Source organism: Bradyrhizobium diazoefficiens (genome assembly GCF_016616885.1).
In the GTDB taxonomy this organism is placed as follows: Bacteria; Pseudomonadota; Alphaproteobacteria; order Rhizobiales; family Xanthobacteraceae; genus Bradyrhizobium; species Bradyrhizobium diazoefficiens_F.
On record NZ_CP067102.1, the window covers coordinates 3,611,024 to 3,628,736 of the forward strand.

The following is a 17,713-nucleotide window of genomic DNA, read 5'->3' on the forward strand; positions in this document are numbered from 1 at the left end:
GCCTTCGCGGCCGGGCATTGGCGCCCCTCCCGATGCCTTGAGGGCAGGGCGCCCCGCTTGAGTGATTTTCGAATTTGCGGCCGGAGGCGACCGGCACGCGAGGAGAAGACGATGAACCAAGAAATTATGAATCTCTTTAACCCGACGACGCCGGCTCAGGTCTTCGACCAGATCCGCATCTCGATCGCGTCCCCGGAGAAGATTCTGTCCTGGTCCTACGGCGAGATCAAGAAGCCGGAGACCATCAACTACCGTACCTTCAAGCCCGAGCGCGACGGCCTGTTCTGCGCCCGCATCTTCGGGCCGATCAAGGACTACGAGTGCTTGTGCGGCAAGTACAAGCGCATGAAGTACAAGGGCATCATCTGCGAGAAGTGCTCGGTCGAGGTCACGCTGTCGCGCGTCCGGCGCGAGCGCATGGGCCATATCGAGCTCGCGGCTCCCGTCGCCCACATCTGGTTCCTGAAGTCGCTGCCGTCGCGCATCGGCCTGCTGCTCGACATGACGCTGAAGGATCTCGAGCGGATCCTCTACTTCGAATATTACGTCGTGCTTGAGCCCGGCCTCACCGCGCTGAAGGACCGTCAGCTGCTGTCGGAAGACGAGTACCTGAAGGCGCAGGACGAGTACGGCCAGGATTCCTTCACCGCCATGATCGGCGCGGAAGCGATCCGCGAACTGCTCAAGGGCATGGACCTCGAGAAGCTCGAGCTGACCTTGCGCGCCGAGATGCAGGAGACCGACTCCGACATCAAGCACAAGAAGCTCGCCAAGCGCCTGAAGATCGTCGAGGCCTTCCGCCACTCCGGCAACAAGCCGGAATGGATGATCCTGACTGTCGTTCCCGTGATCCCGCCGGACCTGCGTCCGCTGGTGCCGCTGGACGGCGGCCGCTTCGCGACCTCCGACCTCAACGACCTCTACCGCCGCGTCATCAACCGCAACAACCGCTTGAAGCGGCTGATGGAGCTGCGCGCGCCTGACATCATCATCCGCAACGAGAAGCGCATGCTTCAGGAGGCGGTCGATGCGCTGTTCGACAACGGCCGTCGCGGCCGCGTCATCACGGGTGCCAACAAGCGCCCGCTGAAGTCGCTCGCCGACATGCTGAAGGGCAAGCAGGGCCGTTTCCGCCAGAACCTGCTCGGCAAGCGCGTCGACTATTCGGGCCGTTCGGTGATCGTGGTCGGTCCCGAGCTGCGCCTGCATCAGTGCGGCCTGCCGAAGAAGATGGCGCTCGAGCTGTTCAAGCCATTCATCTATTCGCGGCTTGACGCCAAGGGCCTGTCCACCACCGTGAAGCAGGCGAAGAAGCTGGTCGAGAAGGAGCGGCCCGAGGTCTGGGACATCCTGGACGAGGTGATTCGCGAGCATCCCGTGCTGCTCAATCGCGCGCCGACGCTGCATCGTCTGGGCATCCAGGCGTTCGAGCCGGTGCTGATCGAGGGCAAGGCGATCCAGCTTCACCCGCTGGTCTGCTCCGCGTTCAACGCCGACTTCGACGGCGATCAGATGGCCGTGCACGTTCCGCTGTCGCTCGAAGCGCAGCTGGAAGCGCGCGTGCTGATGATGTCGACCAACAACATCCTGCATCCGGCGAACGGCCAGCCGATCATCGTGCCGTCGCAGGACATCGTGCTCGGTCTCTACTACGTCTCGATCATGCGCGAAGGCCTGCCCGGCGAGGGCAAGCTGTTCGGCGACATGGCCGAGCTCGAGCACGCGCTGCATGCGAAGGTCATCCACCTCCACACCAAGATCAAGTATCGGTGGGAAGGCATGGATGAGACCGGCAAGATCTCCAAGCGCTGGATCGAGACCACCGCCGGCCGTGTCATGCTCGGCAATCTGCTGCCGCGGAACCCGCGCATCTCGTACGAGATCATCAACAAGCTGATGACCAAGCGCGAGATCTCGGGCGTCATCGACCAGGTCTACCGCCACTGCGGCCAGAAGGAGACCGTGATCTTCTGCGACCGCATCATGGCGCTCGGCTTCTACAACGCGTTCAAGGCCGGCATCTCGTTCGGCAAGGACGACATGGTCGTGCCGCACAGCAAGTGGAAGATCGTCGACACCACCCGTACGCTGGCGAAGGATTTCGAGCAGCAGTACAACGACGGTCTGATCACCCACGGCGAGAAGTACAACAAGGTCGTCGACGCCTGGTCGAAGGCCACGGAAGAAATCGCCAAGGCGATGATGAAGGAGATCTCCTCCACCAAGAAGACGGCGAGTGGAGCCGATGCCGACATCAACTCGATCTACATGATGGCTCACTCCGGTGCCCGCGGTTCGCCGGCCCAGATGCGCCAGCTCGCCGGCATGCGCGGCCTGATGGCCAAGCCGTCGGGTGAGATCATCGAGACGCCGATCATCTCGAACTTCAAGGAAGGCCTCTCGGTTCTCGAGTACTTCAACTCGACCCACGGCGCCCGCAAGGGCCTCGCGGACACCGCGTTGAAGACCGCGAACTCGGGCTACCTGACCCGTCGTCTGGTCGACGTCGCGCAGGACTGCATCATCACGCAGTCCGACTGCGGCACCAAGCTCGGCATCAAGATGCGCGCCATCGTCGATGCCGGCACCGTGGTCGCTTCGCTCGGCTCGCGCATCCTCGGACGCACGGCCTGCGAAGACATCCGTGACAGCTCCGGCAAGGTGATCATCAAGCGCGATACGCTGATGGAAGAAAGCCATCTGGACGCCATCCAGCAGGGTGGTGTGCAGGAGGTGAAGATCCGCTCGGCGCTGACCTGCGAGCTCGTCAACGGCATCTGCGGCAAGTGCTACGGCCGCGACCTCGCCCGCGGCACGCCGGTCAACCACGGTGAAGCCGTCGGCGTCATCGCGGCGCAGTCGATCGGCGAGCCGGGCACCCAGCTCACCATGCGCACCTTCCACATCGGTGGTGCGGCGCAGCTCAACGAGCAGTCCTTCGTCGAAGCCAATTTCGACGGCAAGATCGTGATCCGGAACAAGGCCATCGCCCGCAACAGCGAAGGTCACCTGGTCGCGATGGTGCGCAACATGGTTGTGGCGATCGTCGATGCCGATGGCACCGAGCGTGCGACGCACCGTATCCAGTACGGCGCGCGCCTGCACGTCGACGAGGGCGACACCGTCAAGCGTGGCCAGCGCATCGTCGAGTGGGATCCCTACACCCGTCCGCTGCTCACCGAGGTCGAAGGAACCATCGGCTTCGAGGATCTGGTCGAAGGGCAGTCGATCACGGAAACGCTGGACGAGGCCACCGGTATCGCCAAGCGCGTGGTCATCGACTGGCGCTCGACCCGCGGCGGCGCGGATCTGCGTCCGGCCATCGTGGTCAAGGGCAAGGACGGCAAGGTGCTCAAGCTCGCCCGTGGCGGCGATGCTCGCTACATGCTGTCGGTCGACGGCATTCTGTCGGTCGACGTCGGTGCCAAGGTCAACCCGGGTGACATCCTCGCCCGTGTGTCGACCGAAAGCGCCAAGACGCGTGACATCACCGGCGGTCTGCCGCGGGTGGCGGAGCTGTTCGAGGCACGGCGTCCGAAGGATGCGGCGATCATCGCCGAAATCGCGGGCACCATCCGGTTCGGACGCGACTACAAGAACAAGCGTCGCATCTCGATCGAGCCGATGGACAAGACCGACGAGCCGCGCGAGTACCTGATCCCGAAGGGCAAGCACATCCACCTTCAGGACGGCGACGTCGTCGAAAAGGGCGACTTCATCGTGGAAGGCAACCCGGCGCCGCACGACATCCTTGCGGTCAAGGGCATCGAGGAGCTCGCGGCCTATCTGGTCAACGAAATCCAGGAGGTCTACCGGCTCCAGGGCGTGCTCATCAACGACAAGCACATCGAGGTGATTGTCCGTCAGATGCTCCAGAAGGTGGAAGTCACCGACCAGGGCGACACGGACATGATCTCCGGCGAGCAGGTCGACAAGATCGAGTTCGACGCGCTGAACGAGAAGGCCAAGGAAGAGGGCAAGAAGATCGCCACGGGAACGCCGGTTCTGCTCGGCATCACCAAGGCGAGCCTCCAGACCCGCTCCTTCTTCTCGGCGGCCTCGTTCCAGGAGACCACCCGCGTCCTCACGGAAGCGGCGGTCAACGGCAAGGTCGACCCGCTCGAGGGTCTCAAGGAGAACGTCATCGTCGGCCGGCTGATCCCGGCGGGCACCGGCGCCTCCATGGCCAAGATCCGCGAAGTCGCAGTGAAGCGCGACAAGATGATTCTCGACGAGCGCGAGAAGCAGGCGGCCGTCGTGTCGCCCGCGCCGGAAGCGGAGCTTCCTGCGCTGCCGCCCGCGGAATAATGGTTCATCCGTAGGAATACAGAGGACAACGAAAGGGCCGGCGAAAGCCGGCCTTTTTGCTGCTTTGTTTGCCTGTTGCGATGCGGGATCAACCTTTGTTCATCTTTCCTTCAGTCAGAAAAGCGCTTCTGCTAGGGGAGCTTAGGCCGGTGGTCCCGTGACGGGGGCAGGGCCGGAGACCACGGAACTGACATGCTTGATCTCGCAATCGTAGGCGGCGGCCCCGGCGGGCTGATGAGCGCCTGGTACCTGAAGCGTAAGCTTGGCGACCTCTGCCGCATCACCATCTACGAAGCCTCCGATCGGCTCGGCGGCAAGATCGTCACGCGCAAATTCGATTCCGCGCCGGCGATGTACGAGGCCGGCGTCGCCGAGATCTACGACTACTCGATGACGGGTCCCGATCCGCTGCGCGAGTTGATCCAGCATTTCGGCCTGCAGACCATTCCGATGGACGCCGAGCAGGTGCAGTTCGGCGGCGAACTGCTCAATGACGTCGCCGGCATGCGCCGCAAATACGGCGCCAAGACTGCGGCAGCGATCGAATCGTTCCGCATGCGCTGCGCCGAGGCGATGACGCCGATCGAATATTACGAGGGCGTCGGCGCGCACGACAACGAGAACCCCTGGGCCTACAAGACCGCCGAGCAGGTGCTCGACGAAGAGGTCGAGGACGAGACCGCAAAGCGCTTTTTCAAGGTGATGGCGCGCTCCGATATTGCGACCGAGAGTCACAACACCAACGGTCTCAACGCGCTCAAGAACTATCTGATGGATGTCGACGGCTATATCGGCCTATATTCCATCCAGAACGGCAACGAGCAGCTGATCGAATGCCTGCAGTCGGAGGTCAACGCCGACATCCAGCTCAATCACCGCGTGCTTACCGTCGGCAAGGCGTCGACCGGCCGCTATCAGCTCAAGATGATGAACGGGAAGGGGCCGGAGACGCGCGACTTCGATCTCGTGCTGGTCTGCCTGCCGCATTCCTGGCTCTCCACCGTCGGCTGGGAAGGCGAGCAGCTCCGCAGATCGATGGTCAAGCACGTTTCGTATTTCGATCGTCCCGCGCATTATCTGCGCGTCTCGATCCTGTTCGAGTCCCCGTTCTGGGGTGACAAGATTTCCGGCGCCTGGTTCATGTCGGAAGCCTTCGGTGGCTGCTGCGTCTACAATGAGGGCGCGCGCCACGACGTTGGCAAGCACGGCGTCCTGAACTGGCTCATTCCCGGCTCCGATGCGCTGGCATTCGCCAATCTGTCGGACCAGGAACTGATCGACGCCGCGCTGAAATCGCTGCCGGCCTCGCTCGGTGATGCGCGTGGGCATTTCGTGGAAGGCAAGATCCACCGTTGGCTGTCGTCGGTGAACGCGATACCGGGTGGTCTGCCCGTGCGCGACGTCATGACCAATCACCGGCCCGAGCCGAAGGAACATCCCGGGATCGTCGTGGTCGGCGATTATCTGTTCGACTCCACGCTGAACGGCCTGCTCGACTCGTCGGACGCGGCGACCGACATCATCCTGACCGAGATGATGCGGCTGCGCCGCGAGCACGCCCAGGACCGCAAGGCGGTCTCGGACAAGATCGACCGCAACTATTTTGAGAACTATCGCGGCGTTGGCCCCTATAGCGAAGCATGGCGGCAGTTCACCGATCCCGATTACCTTGCAAAGCTGATCGGCATCGTCTGGGGCAAGGCGAAGGGCGCAAAACTCCTGGTCGCGGGCTCCGCCAGCGGCGAGCTGGTCGGCGCGCTGCGCGAGCGTGGTATCGATGCCTGGGGCATCGAGAACAACCGCGTCATTCACGCCAAGACGCCGAAGGCGCTGAAGAAGTACAACAAGCTTGGATCGATCCTGGACATGCCGTTCAAGGACGGCTCATTCGACTACGTGTTCGAGACCAGCCTCTGCCACGTTGCCCCGAAGCAGGTGGTCCGTGCGATCCGAGAGTTGAACCGCGTGGTCAAGACCGGCCTCGTGTTCGGCTCGATCACCTCGGACATGGCCTCGGTCGTGATCGACCGCTACGACCTGCTGCGCGGGGTCAAGAAGCTCGGCACCTGGTGGGAATGGTCCGAACTGTTCTTCGGCAACGGCTTCGACCTGTCGATGCACCGCAAGGACTGCGCCGACGCGCTCTGGGCGGCGACGCTCGCGGCCAACAAGGGGCCGGGGCAGTGGTATGCCGACGCCGACTCCTTGCGCTATTCCTTCTTCGACAAGGTCGAGGACGAAGACGACGACTAGCATCACAGCGCGGATGAATTCGCCAATTGTTTTGCCGAATTCATCCTGATCGCATAGAATCGGTGGAAGTAGCGGCGTTCCGCTATGTCCTGCTTTCTCTGCGGTCATGCCGGCCGTCAGCATCGGTTGGTTTCATGGCGTCCAAGCCTCTCTCTCCCGACAAACAGAAGCTCGCCGCACAAGAGGCGGCGGAGCTAGACGACAAGCTCGCCTCCAGCGCCAAGCCGGACCTCGAAGACGTCGAGGACGACGACGATGAGGACGACGACGAGCTTGAGCTCGACGACGATGAGGACGAGGATCTCGTCGTCTTTACCGCCCGCGAAGCCGCCGGCGCGCTCGCGACCATCCTGGGCTTCGTCAAGCCGTTCCTGTCCAACTACAAGCGCATCCTGGGCTATGTGGCGTTCGGCGTTACGGTCGAGACGCTGTTCAACGTCATCATGCCGCTCAGTCTGAAGTTCCTGATCGACGACGCGCTCGGCGAGGAGGATTTCCAGGCGCTGTACAAGATCCTCGGCGTGCTCGCGGCCGCCGGCATCTTCACCTCGATCGTCGCGGTCTGGTACGAGCGCTGGGACGCGCGGCTGGCCGCCTGCATCATCTCCGACGTCCGCAAGCGCCTGTTCGAGCACGTCCAGGACCTGCCGGCGGCCTATTTCGGCCGCACCAAGCGCGGCGAAATCCTGTCGCGCTTCTCGGTCGATCTCTCGGCCTTCGAAGGGTCGGTCAAGACCTTTGCCAACAGCGCGGCACTTCCGTTCCTGGAGTTGTTCGCCGGCATCATCCTGATGTTTTTTCTGAACTGGCAGCTCGCGCTGGTTGCGCTGCTGGTGTTTCCGATCACGCTGATCGGCCCGCGCATCCTGACGCCGAAAGCGGTGCAGGCCAACTACGAGCAGAAGCTCAACGAAAGCGCGCTGCTCGGCATGGTGCAGGAGAACGTCGCGGCGCAGGCCGTGATCAAGGCGTTCAGCCTGCAACGCAGGATGTTCGGCTTCTTCAATTTCCGCAACGACGAGACCCGCAACAGGATTGCCGCGGCTGCGTTCCTGTCGACCATGGTGGAGCGGACGGTCACCATCTCGGTGCTGTTGTTGCACCTCGTCGTGCTCGCGATCGGCGCCTATCTCGCAACCAAGGGCCAGATCACGATCGGCACCTTCGTCACCTTCGAGAGCGCATTCTGGGAGGTCTCCTACAACATCGCCCACGTCATGCATTTCATTCCGGTGTCGATCTCCTCGGCAGCCGCGATCCGCCACATGCAGGAGTTGCTGGACGAGCCCACACGCGGCGCCGATCGTCCCGGCGCGCCCGATCTGCCGCGCATCACCCACGACATCACCTTCGACCACGTGACGTTCCAGTATGAAGGCGGCCAGACGCCGGTGTTGGACAATCTCAGCCTCAAGCTCAATGCGGGAAAGAGCATCGCCATCGTCGGCCCCTCCGGCTCCGGCAAGAGCACGCTGCTGAATTTGATCCTGCGGCTCTACGTGCCGGACGAGGGGCGGGTCACCATCGACGGTGTCGATGTCCGCAAGGTGACGCTGGATTCGCTGCGCCGGAGCATGGCGGTGGTGTTCCAGGAGAACATGCTGTTCAACATGTCGATCCGGGAGAACATCCGGCTCGGCAAGGAAGGCGCGACCGACAAGGAGGTGGAGGACGCTGCCAAGAAGGCCGAGATCCACCGCTACATCATGAGCCTGCCGCAGCGCTACGACACCCCGGTCGGTGAGCGCGGCGACACGCTGTCAGGCGGCCAGCGCCAGCGCATCGCGATCGCGCGCGCCATCATCCGCAATCCCTCCGTGCTGCTGCTCGACGAAGCCACCTCGGCGCTCGACCAGACCACGGAGGCCGCGATCAACCGCACGCTGCTGAAGGTCGCCAAGGGCCGCACCATGATCTGGTCGACCCACCGCCTGACCTCGGTGGTCGAGATGGACGAGATCATCGTGATTTCGGGGGGCAGGGCGATCGAGCGCGGCTCGCATGCCGAGCTGCTCGCCAAGAACGGCACCTATCGCAAGCTGTGGAACGACCAGATCCACCAGCCGCACGGCGCGGCCGCTCAGGCCGACGACGACAGCGATGATGACGAAGGCGACGAGGATGAGGACGACCTCGACGCGGATGATGAGGACGACGAGGAGGAGTGACCGAGGAAATTCGGCTCCAGGTGGAACGCCCCTCCCAGTCGCCGCAATAATCCCTGGCTCGACCACGCCATGAAGCGCGCCCAGCGCTGCGCAGTCCAGTACGGGCTCGTCGCAATCGACACCGAGCGGAAGTCGAAGGCTTTCGCCGCCGACCATTCGTCGCAGCCCCGCTTGACCGGGTCGGCGTAGAAGGCGGCGATCTTGTCCGCATCCATCCCGTCGGACGCCAGCCATTGCGGGATGTGGATGTTGCAGAGCCGCTCGACGTCGGTGAACACCTTGTCGCAACCGGTACCGGCGACCGGGCAGGAGGTGGCGAAGGCATCGCCCACCAGCACCACGCCGGGCTGATGGCTGGCATCGTTCACATAGAGATCGACCGGGCGGATCTTCAGCTCGCCGGGAATGTCGAAGGCGCCGGTGATGCGCTTGAGCCGCGGCAGGGCGGCGTCCAGCGTTGCGGCCGGCGCGCGGCGCAGCTCGTGCAGCCACGGATCGTCAAAGCCGCGGTACACGAACAGGTTGGCCCGCATCCGCGTGCCGACCGGAAACAGCGAGATGTAAGGGATGCGGTCGCTCGGCCGCTCCGAAAAATAGGTCAGCGCCGGGAAGTCGAACGCATTCCGCCCGGCCGGCACCACGTCGAACCCGATCGAGATCGAATGGCAGGCGCTGACGATGTTTCGCGTGATGCCGAGCTGGTGACGCAGGCCGACATTCAGGCCGTTGGCGAGCACGATGAGGCGGGCCGAGATCGTCTCGTCGTTGGCGAGCGCGATTCTCGAGCGCTCGGGGCTGGTCTCGACCGACACCGCCTTGGTCCAGATTCGCTCGATGGCTTCGGGAATCTCGTCGCGGATCGCGTTAACCAGCGAATCGTAAAGGATGTTGAATTGCTGGCTCGGCGCCTTGTCGAGCAGGTGCCCGAATCGCGCGATCCAGTTCTCGCCGGAGAACGTCGCGCGGCGCAGCACTGATTCTGCGATTCCAGTCCGCTGGAATCGCTCGACCTGTCCGCGACCGCTGAGTTTTTCGACCCGAAAGTCGGCTGGATAGGTCTGATGCGGGTCGATCAGCACCGCCGAAATGCCGGCGCGCCCGAGCATCGCGGCGGCGGTCGAGCCGGCAAGTCCCCCGCCAATGATGGCAATGTCGGTGTACCGCATGGCGCTTGTCTCTGCCGAAGAGGGCAGATTGACCATCAAGAGGAAAAAAAGCCTTAGCATTGGTTATAAAAGTACATTTCTCCCGGGTATAATCTGCTCGCGGCCTAGCGGAACCGGTAGTTCGATCCCATATCGGGAAGGTGCGGGAAGAGAGGGCGAACAGGCTTTTTCTTCAGGCGCGATAAGCGCTTTCTGACGGTCATTTCACCTTGACTTGACCGATTCTCACTTATAGAAAGCGCCTCACTTGACGACAGGCGGTGAGCATAGCCAACGTCGGAACGGGCCACCCGTTGATCCCCAGGGATTTGATCTCCAGGGGTCGCTAAAGGCGGGCACCAACCTCGACCAATGCCGCTCAAACGCTGTCGATAATAGCTAGGCAATGCCAGTGCGATTTTAGGCCTCTGGAGCATGTTCTCCTGAGACCGAATTCGGATGCATGACCTCAGTGCGCGGGCCGCGGCTTTATGCTGGTTGGCCTTGATACTGCGGTCCTCTGTGGCGTCGAAACGCTTTCCGCTCAGTGATGGAGCGGTTGGCGCAATTTCGCTTTGTGCGGATTGTTCCGTGCGAGGTGGCCCCGTCGGGTGGGTAGCTCGAAAGAATTTGCGGTCCCGGCAACGGGCCGCGGCAAGACAGCGGGCCCGCAAGGGGCTGCGATAACAAAGGGTAAGGCCAGGATGCCGACGATCAACCAGCTGATCGCTCAACCGCGTGAAGTGCAGAAGTCGCGCAAGAAGGTGCCGGCGCTGCAGCAGTCGCCGCAGAAGCGTGGTGTTTGCACCCGCGTCTACACCACGACCCCGAAGAAGCCGAACTCGGCGCTTCGTAAGGTTGCCAAGGTGCGCCTGACCAACGGCTTCGAGGTGATCGGCTACATCCCCGGTGAGGGCCATAACCTCCAGGAGCACTCGGTGGTCATGATCCGCGGCGGCCGCGTCAAGGACTTGCCCGGCGTGCGCTACCACATCCTCCGCGGCGTTCTGGATACCCAGGGCGTCAAGAACCGTAAGCAGCGTCGTTCGAAGTACGGCGCCAAGCGTCCGAAGTAAGCGGGAACCAGCTCAATGTCTCGTCGCCACTCAGCGGAAAAGCGCGAAGTTCTTCCCGATCCGAAGTTCGGGAACATCATCGTCACGAAGTTCATGAACTCGGTGATGTACGCCGGCAAGAAGTCGGTCGCCGAAGGCATCGTCTACGGTGCGTTCGGTCTCATCGAAGCCAAGACCAAGCAGAGCCCGCTCGGCGTGTTCGAGCAGGCGCTCGAGAACGTCATGCCGACGATCGAAGTGCGCTCCCGCCGCGTCGGCGGCGCGACCTACCAGGTTCCGGTCGAGGTTCGCTCGGTGCGCCGTCAGGCGCTGGGCATCCGCTGGCTGATCTCGGCTGCGCGCGAGCGCAACGAGAAGACGATGACCGAGCGGCTCTCCGCGGAGCTCCTGGACGCATCGAACAACCGCGGCAACGCCGTCAAGAAGCGTGAAGACGTGCACCGGATGGCGGAAGCCAACCGCGCCTTCTCGCACTATCGCTGGTAACGGCGGCACACGGAATCTAAGGAACAGCCCATGCCTCGCGTTCATGCCATAGAGAATTACCGCAACTTCGGTATCATGGCGCATATCGATGCCGGCAAGACCACGACCACCGAGCGCATCCTCTATTACACCGGCAAGAGCCACAAGATCGGCGAAGTGCACGAAGGTGCCGCGACGATGGACTGGATGGAGCAGGAGCAGGAGCGTGGCATCACGATCACCTCGGCTGCGACCACCGCGTTCTGGGCCGGCAAGCGCCTGAACATTATCGACACTCCCGGCCACGTCGACTTCACCATTGAAGTCGAGCGTTCGCTGCGCGTGCTCGACGGCGCTGTCTGCGTGCTCGACTCGAACCAGGGTGTTGAGCCCCAGACCGAGACCGTTTGGCGTCAGGGCGACAAGTACAAGGTTCCGCGCATTGTCTTCGCCAACAAGATGGACAAGACCGGCGCCGACTTCTTCAAGTGCCTGGCCGACATCGTCGATCGCCTCGGCGCCAAGCCGATCGCGATCCAGCTTCCGATCGGTGCCGAGAACAACTTCAAGGGTCTCGTCGACCTCGTGAAGATGCAGGGCATCATCTGGAACGATGAATCGCTCGGCGCGAAGTTCGACTATGTCGATATCCCGGAAGATCTGGTCGAGCAGGCCAAGGAATACCGCGAGAAGATGGTGGAAGCCGCCGTCGAGCTTGACGACGATGCGCTTGCCGCTTTCCTCGATGGCAACGAGCCGGACGAAGCCACGCTGAAGCGGCTGATCCGCAAAGCGGTGCTGACCGGCGCGTTCTACCCCGTGCTGTGCGGTTCGGCCTTCAAGAACAAGGGCGTACAGCCGCTGCTCGACGCCGTCGTCGACTATCTGCCGTCGCCGATCGACGTGCCCGCGATCAAGGGCACCGACGATCGCGGCAACGAGGTCGTGCGCAAGGCCGACGACAAGGAGCCGCTCGCGCTGCTCGCGTTCAAGATCATGGACGACCCGTTCGTCGGCACCATCACCTTCTGCCGCATCTACTCTGGTGTTCTCCAGAGCGGCACGGGCGTCGTGAACTCGACGCGCGAGAAGAAGGAGCGCATCGGGCGCATGCTGCTGATGCATGCGAACAACCGCGAAGACATCAAGGAAGCCTATGCCGGCGACATCGTCGCGCTGGCCGGCCTGAAGGAAGCGCGCACCGGTGACACGCTGTGCGATCCCGACAAGCAGGTGATCCTCGAAAAGATGGAATTCCCCGAGCCGGTCATCGAGATCGCGATCGAGCCGAAGTCCAAGGCCGACCAGGAAAAGCTGGGTGTCGCGCTGGCGAAGCTCGCTGCGGAGGATCCGTCCTTCCGCGTCTCGACCGACCAGGAGTCCGGCCAGACCATCCTCAAGGGCATGGGCGAACTCCATCTCGACATCAAGGTCGACATTCTTCGTCGCACCTACAAGGTCGATGCGAACATCGGCGCGCCGCAGGTGGCGTTCCGTGAGCGCGTGACCAAGAAGGCCGAGGTCAAGTACACCCACAAGAAGCAGACCGGCGGTACCGGTCAGTTCGCGGAAGTGTCGATCGTGGTCGAGCCGAACGAGCCCGGCAAGGGCTACGAGTTCGAGTCCAAGATCGTCGGCGGTGCGGTTCCGAAGGAATACATCCCCGGCGTTGAAAAGGGCCTCAACAGCGTGATGAGCTCTGGCGTTGTCGCGGGCTTCCCCGTGGTCGACGTCAAGGTTCAGCTCGTCGACGGCAAGTATCACGACGTCGACTCGTCGGCGCTCGCCTTCGAAATCGCATCGCGCGCGGCTTTCCGCGAAGCGCTGCAGAAGGGCAAGTCCGTCCTGCTCGAGCCGATCATGAAGGTCGAAGTGGTGACCCCGGAAGACTACACCGGCTCGGTCATCGGCGACCTGAATTCCCGGCGCGGTCAGATCCAGGGGCAGGACATGCGCGGCAACGCTAACGTCATCAACGCGATGGTGCCGCTCATGAACATGTTTGGTTACGTGAATAACCTGCGCTCGATGAGCCAGGGTCGCGCAACCTTCACCATGCAGTTCGACCACTACGCAGAAGCGCCGGCCAACGTGTCGGCAGAAGTCCAGAAGAAGTTTGCCTGATTGTCGTCGGTCTCGAACTGACGATTGAACGGAGAGTCAAATGGCCAAAGCAAAGTTTGAACGTAACAAGCCCCACTGCAACATCGGCACCATCGGTCACGTCGACCATGGCAAGACCTCGCTGACCGCGGCGATCACCAAGATCCTCGCTGAAACTGGTGGTGCGACGTTCACGGCGTACGACCAGATCGATAAGGCGCCGGAAGAGAAGGCGCGCGGCATCACCATCTCGACCGCACACGTCGAGTATGAGACCAAGAACCGCCACTACGCCCACGTCGACTGCCCCGGCCACGCCGACTACGTGAAGAACATGATCACCGGCGCCGCCCAGATGGACGGTGCGATCCTGGTCGTGTCGGCCGCTGACGGCCCGATGCCGCAGACCCGCGAGCACATCCTGCTCGCCCGCCAGGTCGGCGTGCCCGCGCTCGTCGTGTTCCTCAACAAGTGCGACATGGTCGACGATCCGGAGCTGCTCGAGCTCGTCGAGCTCGAAGTTCGCGAGCTGCTCTCCAAGTACGACTTCCCGGGCGACAAAATCCCGATCATCAAGGGTTCGGCTCTCGCCGCTCTCGAAGATTCCGACAAGAAGCTCGGCCACGAAGCGATCCTCGAGCTGATGAAGAACGTCGACGAGTACATCCCGCAGCCGGAGCGTCCGATCGACCAGCCGTTCCTCATGCCGGTTGAAGACGTGTTCTCGATCTCGGGTCGCGGCACCGTCGTGACCGGCCGTGTCGAGCGCGGCATCGTCAAGGTCGGCGAGGAAATCGAGATCGTCGGTCTCCGTGCCACCCAGAAGACCACCGTCACCGGCGTCGAAATGTTCCGCAAGCTACTTGATCAGGGCCAGGCCGGCGACAACATCGGTGCGCTGCTCCGCGGCACCAAGCGCGAAGACGTCGAGCGCGGCCAGGTGCTGTGCAAGCCGGGTTCGGTCAAGCCGCACACCAAGTTCAAGGCTGAGGCTTACATCCTCACCAAGGAAGAGGGCGGTCGCCACACCCCGTTCTTCACCAACTACCGTCCGCAGTTCTACTTCCGCACCACCGACGTGACCGGTGTCGTGCATCTGCCGGAAGGTACCGAGATGGTGATGCCGGGCGACAACATCGCGATGGAAGTGCACCTGATCGTGCCGATCGCGATGGAAGAGAAGCTCCGTTTCGCGATCCGCGAAGGTGGCCGCACCGTCGGCGCCGGCGTCGTCGCTTCGATCATCGAGTAATCACGCGAATAGGGAATGGCGAGTGGCGAGTGGATGAAGTCCATTCGCTATTCGCTACTCGCCACTCACTAAGAAAGACACGGCAATGAACGGCCAAAATATTCGCATCCGTCTCAAGGCGTTCGACCATCGTATCCTCGATACGTCGACCCGCGAGATCGTGAACACGGCGAAGCGCACCGGTGCGCAGGTCCGCGGACCCATTCCGCTGCCCACCCGCATCGAGAAGTTCACCGTCAACCGTTCGCCCCACGTCGACAAGAAGAGCCGCGAACAGTTCGAGATGCGCACTCACAAGCGCCTGCTCGACATCGTCGATCCGACCCCGCAGACCGTCGATGCTTTGATGAAGCTCGACCTGGCCGCCGGTGTCGACGTCGAGATCAAGCTCTAAGATTTTTGGATCACGTTCGCACCTCGCGGACAGAAAGAACAGGAAGCACGCCGATGCGCTCCGGAGTGATCGCACAAAAGGTCGGGATGACGCGGGTCTTTACAGAGGCCGGCGAACATATCCCCGTGACCGTGCTGAAGCTCGGCAATTGCCAGGTCGTAGGCCACCGCACTGAAGAGAAGAACGGTTACGTCGCGCTCCAGCTTGGTTCTGGCAGCCGCAAGACCGTGTACATGCCCAAGGCAGAGCGCGGCCAGTTCGCGGTCGCCAAGGTCGAGCCGAAGCGGCAGGTCGAGGAGTTCCGCGTTTCCGCGGACGCCATGATCCCCGTCGGCGCCGAGATCCTCGCCGACCACTTCGTCGTCGGCCAGTTCGTCGACGTCACCGGCACCTCGGTCGGTAAGGGCTTTGCCGGCGGTATGAAGCGCTGGAACTTCGGCGGTCTGCGCGCCACGCACGGTGTGTCGGTTTCGCACCGTTCGATCGGTTCGACCGGTGGTCGTCAGGACCCCGGCAAGACCTGGAAGAACAAGAAGATGCCCGGCCATATGGGTGTCGACCGCATCACCACGCTCAACCTTCGCGTTGTTCAGCTCGATGTCGAGCGTGGCCTGATCCTCGTCGAAGGCGCCGTTCCCGGCTCCAAGGGCGGCTGGATCCGCGTGCGCGACGCCGTCAAGAAGCCGCTGCCGAAGGATGCTCCGAAGCCCGGCAAGTTCAAGGTTGCGGGCGGCGAAGCCGAGGCTGCGGCCCAGCAAGAGGGTGCGTGAGATGGAACTGAAGGTCACCACCCTCGAGGGCAAGGAAGCCGGCTCGGTCCAGCTTTCCGACGCCATTTTCGGCCTTGAGCCGCGTCAGGACATCATTGCGCGTTGCGTGCAGTGGCAGCTCAACAAGCGTCAGGCCGGCACCCACAAGGCCAAGGGCCGCGCCGAGATCTGGCGCACCGGCAAGAAGATGTACAAGCAGAAGGGCACCGGCGGTGCTCGTCACGGCTCGGCCCGCGTGCCGCAGTTCCGCGGCGGCGGTCGTGCCTTCGGTCCGGTCGTGCGTTCGCACGCCACCGATCTGCCGAAGAAGGTCCGTGCGCTCGCGCTCAAGCATGCGCTCTCGGCCAAGGCCAAGGACGGCGATCTGCTCGTGATCGACAAGGCCGCCCTGGAAGCCGCCAAGACCAAGGCGCTGCTTGGTCACTTCTCGGGCCTCGGCTTGACCAACGCGCTGATCATCGACGGTGCCGAGCTCAACAACGGCTTTGCCGCCGCGGCCCGCAACATCCCGAACATGGACGTGCTGCCGATCCAGGGCATCAACGTCTATGACATCCTGCGCCGTCAGAAGCTCGTTCTGACCAAGGCCGCCATCGATGCGCTGGAGGCGCGCTTCAAATGACGAAGAATATCGAGGCTCGCCATTACGACGTGATCGTCGCCCCGGTCGTCACCGAAAAGGCGACGCTTGCGTCCGAGCACAACAAGGTCCTGTTCAAGGTGGCCGCCAAGGCGACCAAGCCGCAGATCAAGGAAGCGATCGAGAAGCTGTTTGACGTCAAGGTCAAGAGCGTCAACACGCTAGTCCGCAAGGGCAAGACCAAGATCTTCCGCGGCAATCTCGGCTCGCAGTCGAACACCAAGCGCGCGATCGTGACCCTCGAAGAGGGCCACCGGATCGACGTCACCACCGGTCTGTAAGGTCGTACGACGATGGCACTGAAGACATTCAATCCCACGACGCCGGGCCAGCGCCAGCTGGTCATGGTCGATCGTTCGGCGCTCTACAAGGGCAAGCCGGTCAAGGCGCTTACCGAAGGCAAGCACTCTTCGGGCGGCCGCAACAGCACCGGTCGCATCACCGTTCGCTTCCGCGGTGGTGGTCACAAGAGGACGCTGCGCACCGTCGACTTCAAGCGTGAGAAGATCGACGTTCCTGCGACCGTCGAGCGGCTGGAATACGATCCGAACCGCACCGGCTTCATCGCCCTGATCAAGTATCAGGACGGCGAGCAGGCCTACATCCTGGCGCCGCAGCGGCTGGCCGTGGGCGACACCATCGTCGCCGGCAACTATGTCGACGTGAAGCCGGGCAACGTCATGCCGCTCGGCAACATGCCGGTCGGCACGATCATCCACAACATCGAGGTCAAGATCGGCAAGGGCGGCCAGCTCGCCCGTTCCGCCGGCACCTACGCCCAGCTCGTCGGTCGCGACCAGGACTACGTCATCATCCGCCTGAACTCGGGCGAGCAGCGCCTGGTGCACGGCCGTTGCCGCGGCACGATCGGTGCGGTGTCGAACCCCGATCACATGAACACCTCGATCGGCAAGGCTGGTCGTAATCGCTGGTTGGGTCGTAAGCCGCACAACCGCGGCGTTTCGATGAACCCGATCGACCATCCGCACGGCGGTGGTGAAGGTCGTACCTCGGGCGGTCGCCACCCGGTTACTCCGTGGGGCAAGCCGACCAAGGGCAAGAAGACCCGCACCAACAAGTCGACCAACAAATTCATTCTCCTAAGCCGCCACAAGCGGAAGAAGTAAGGAACGCCGGAC

General features: G+C 62.8%; 13 protein-coding genes. 12 read left to right on the forward strand and 1 reads right to left on the reverse strand.

Translation table 11 applies throughout. The features are described from left to right. Positions 1 to 111: 111 nt before the first annotated feature. The 3 genes from rpoC to JJC00_RS16555 all read left to right on the forward strand — a co-directional run bounded on the left by rpoC (position 112) and on the right by JJC00_RS16555 (position 8,729). Positions 112 to 4,308 (forward strand): DNA-directed RNA polymerase subunit beta', encoded by a 4,197-nt coding sequence (rpoC, locus tag JJC00_RS16545; protein ID WP_200473577.1) that lies wholly within the window; start codon positions 112 to 114, stop codon positions 4,306 to 4,308. A 192-nt stretch (positions 4,309 to 4,500) separates the two neighbouring features. Further along, on the forward strand, positions 4,501 to 6,561 hold the full coding sequence (locus tag JJC00_RS16550) for an FAD-dependent oxidoreductase (protein ID WP_200473578.1): 2,061 nt from the start codon (positions 4,501 to 4,503) through the stop codon (positions 6,559 to 6,561). Positions 6,562 to 6,695: 134 nt separating this feature from the next. Continuing rightward, positions 6,696 to 8,729, forward strand: coding sequence for an ABC transporter ATP-binding protein (locus JJC00_RS16555; protein WP_200473579.1), 2,034 nt, complete (start codon positions 6,696 to 6,698; stop codon positions 8,727 to 8,729). Here the strand turns inward: JJC00_RS16555 and JJC00_RS16560 are convergent. Beyond that, the gene (locus tag JJC00_RS16560; protein ID WP_200473580.1) at positions 8,642 to 9,895 is read right to left on the reverse strand and encodes an FAD-dependent oxidoreductase; all 1,254 of its coding nucleotides are present in this window, start codon (positions 9,893 to 9,895) and stop codon (positions 8,642 to 8,644) included. The two genes, JJC00_RS16555 and JJC00_RS16560, sit on opposite strands and share 88 nt — an antisense overlap. Before the next feature lie 683 nt (positions 9,896 to 10,578). On the opposite strand from JJC00_RS16560, the gene rpsL reads away from it, so the two are divergent. From rpsL to rplB, 9 genes are all read left to right on the forward strand, one after another. Then, on the forward strand, positions 10,579 to 10,950 hold the full coding sequence (gene rpsL, locus JJC00_RS16565) for a 30S ribosomal protein S12 (RefSeq protein WP_007603006.1): 372 nt from the start codon (positions 10,579 to 10,581) through the stop codon (positions 10,948 to 10,950). Between the two features lie 15 nt (positions 10,951 to 10,965). Continuing rightward, positions 10,966 to 11,436 carry a 30S ribosomal protein S7 gene (gene rpsG, locus JJC00_RS16570; protein WP_041748231.1) on the forward strand — a complete coding sequence of 157 codons (471 nt, stop codon included), beginning with the start codon at positions 10,966 to 10,968 and terminating at the stop codon, positions 11,434 to 11,436. A gap of 30 nt (positions 11,437 to 11,466) precedes the next feature. Beyond that, positions 11,467 to 13,539 carry an elongation factor G gene (gene fusA, locus JJC00_RS16575; RefSeq protein ID WP_200473581.1) on the forward strand — a complete coding sequence of 691 codons (2,073 nt, stop codon included), beginning with the start codon at positions 11,467 to 11,469 and terminating at the stop codon, positions 13,537 to 13,539. Positions 13,540 to 13,579: 40 nt separating this feature from the next. Then, positions 13,580 to 14,770, forward strand: a complete 1,191-nt coding sequence (tuf, locus tag JJC00_RS16580) for an elongation factor Tu (protein WP_200473582.1) — start codon at positions 13,580 to 13,582, stop codon at positions 14,768 to 14,770. 85 nt (positions 14,771 to 14,855) lie between these two features. Then, positions 14,856 to 15,164 carry a 30S ribosomal protein S10 gene (rpsJ, locus tag JJC00_RS16585; protein ID WP_002712302.1) on the forward strand — a complete coding sequence of 103 codons (309 nt, stop codon included), beginning with the start codon at positions 14,856 to 14,858 and terminating at the stop codon, positions 15,162 to 15,164. A 53-nt stretch (positions 15,165 to 15,217) separates the two neighbouring features. Further along, positions 15,218 to 15,934, forward strand: coding sequence for a 50S ribosomal protein L3 (gene rplC / locus JJC00_RS16590; RefSeq protein ID WP_200293126.1), 717 nt, complete (start codon positions 15,218 to 15,220; stop codon positions 15,932 to 15,934). 1 nt (position 15,935) lies between these two features. Then, positions 15,936 to 16,556, forward strand: coding sequence for a 50S ribosomal protein L4 (rplD, locus tag JJC00_RS16595; protein ID WP_011088150.1), 621 nt, complete (start codon positions 15,936 to 15,938; stop codon positions 16,554 to 16,556). Continuing rightward, positions 16,553 to 16,855 (forward strand): 50S ribosomal protein L23, encoded by a 303-nt coding sequence (locus JJC00_RS16600; RefSeq protein ID WP_195803897.1) that lies wholly within the window; start codon positions 16,553 to 16,555, stop codon positions 16,853 to 16,855. Before rplD ends, JJC00_RS16600 begins: the two co-directional genes overlap by 4 nt. A 12-nt stretch (positions 16,856 to 16,867) precedes the next feature. Next, positions 16,868 to 17,701 (forward strand): 50S ribosomal protein L2, encoded by an 834-nt coding sequence (rplB, locus tag JJC00_RS16605; protein ID WP_200473583.1) that lies wholly within the window; start codon positions 16,868 to 16,870, stop codon positions 17,699 to 17,701. The last annotated feature ends 12 nt before the right edge of the window (positions 17,702 to 17,713 follow it).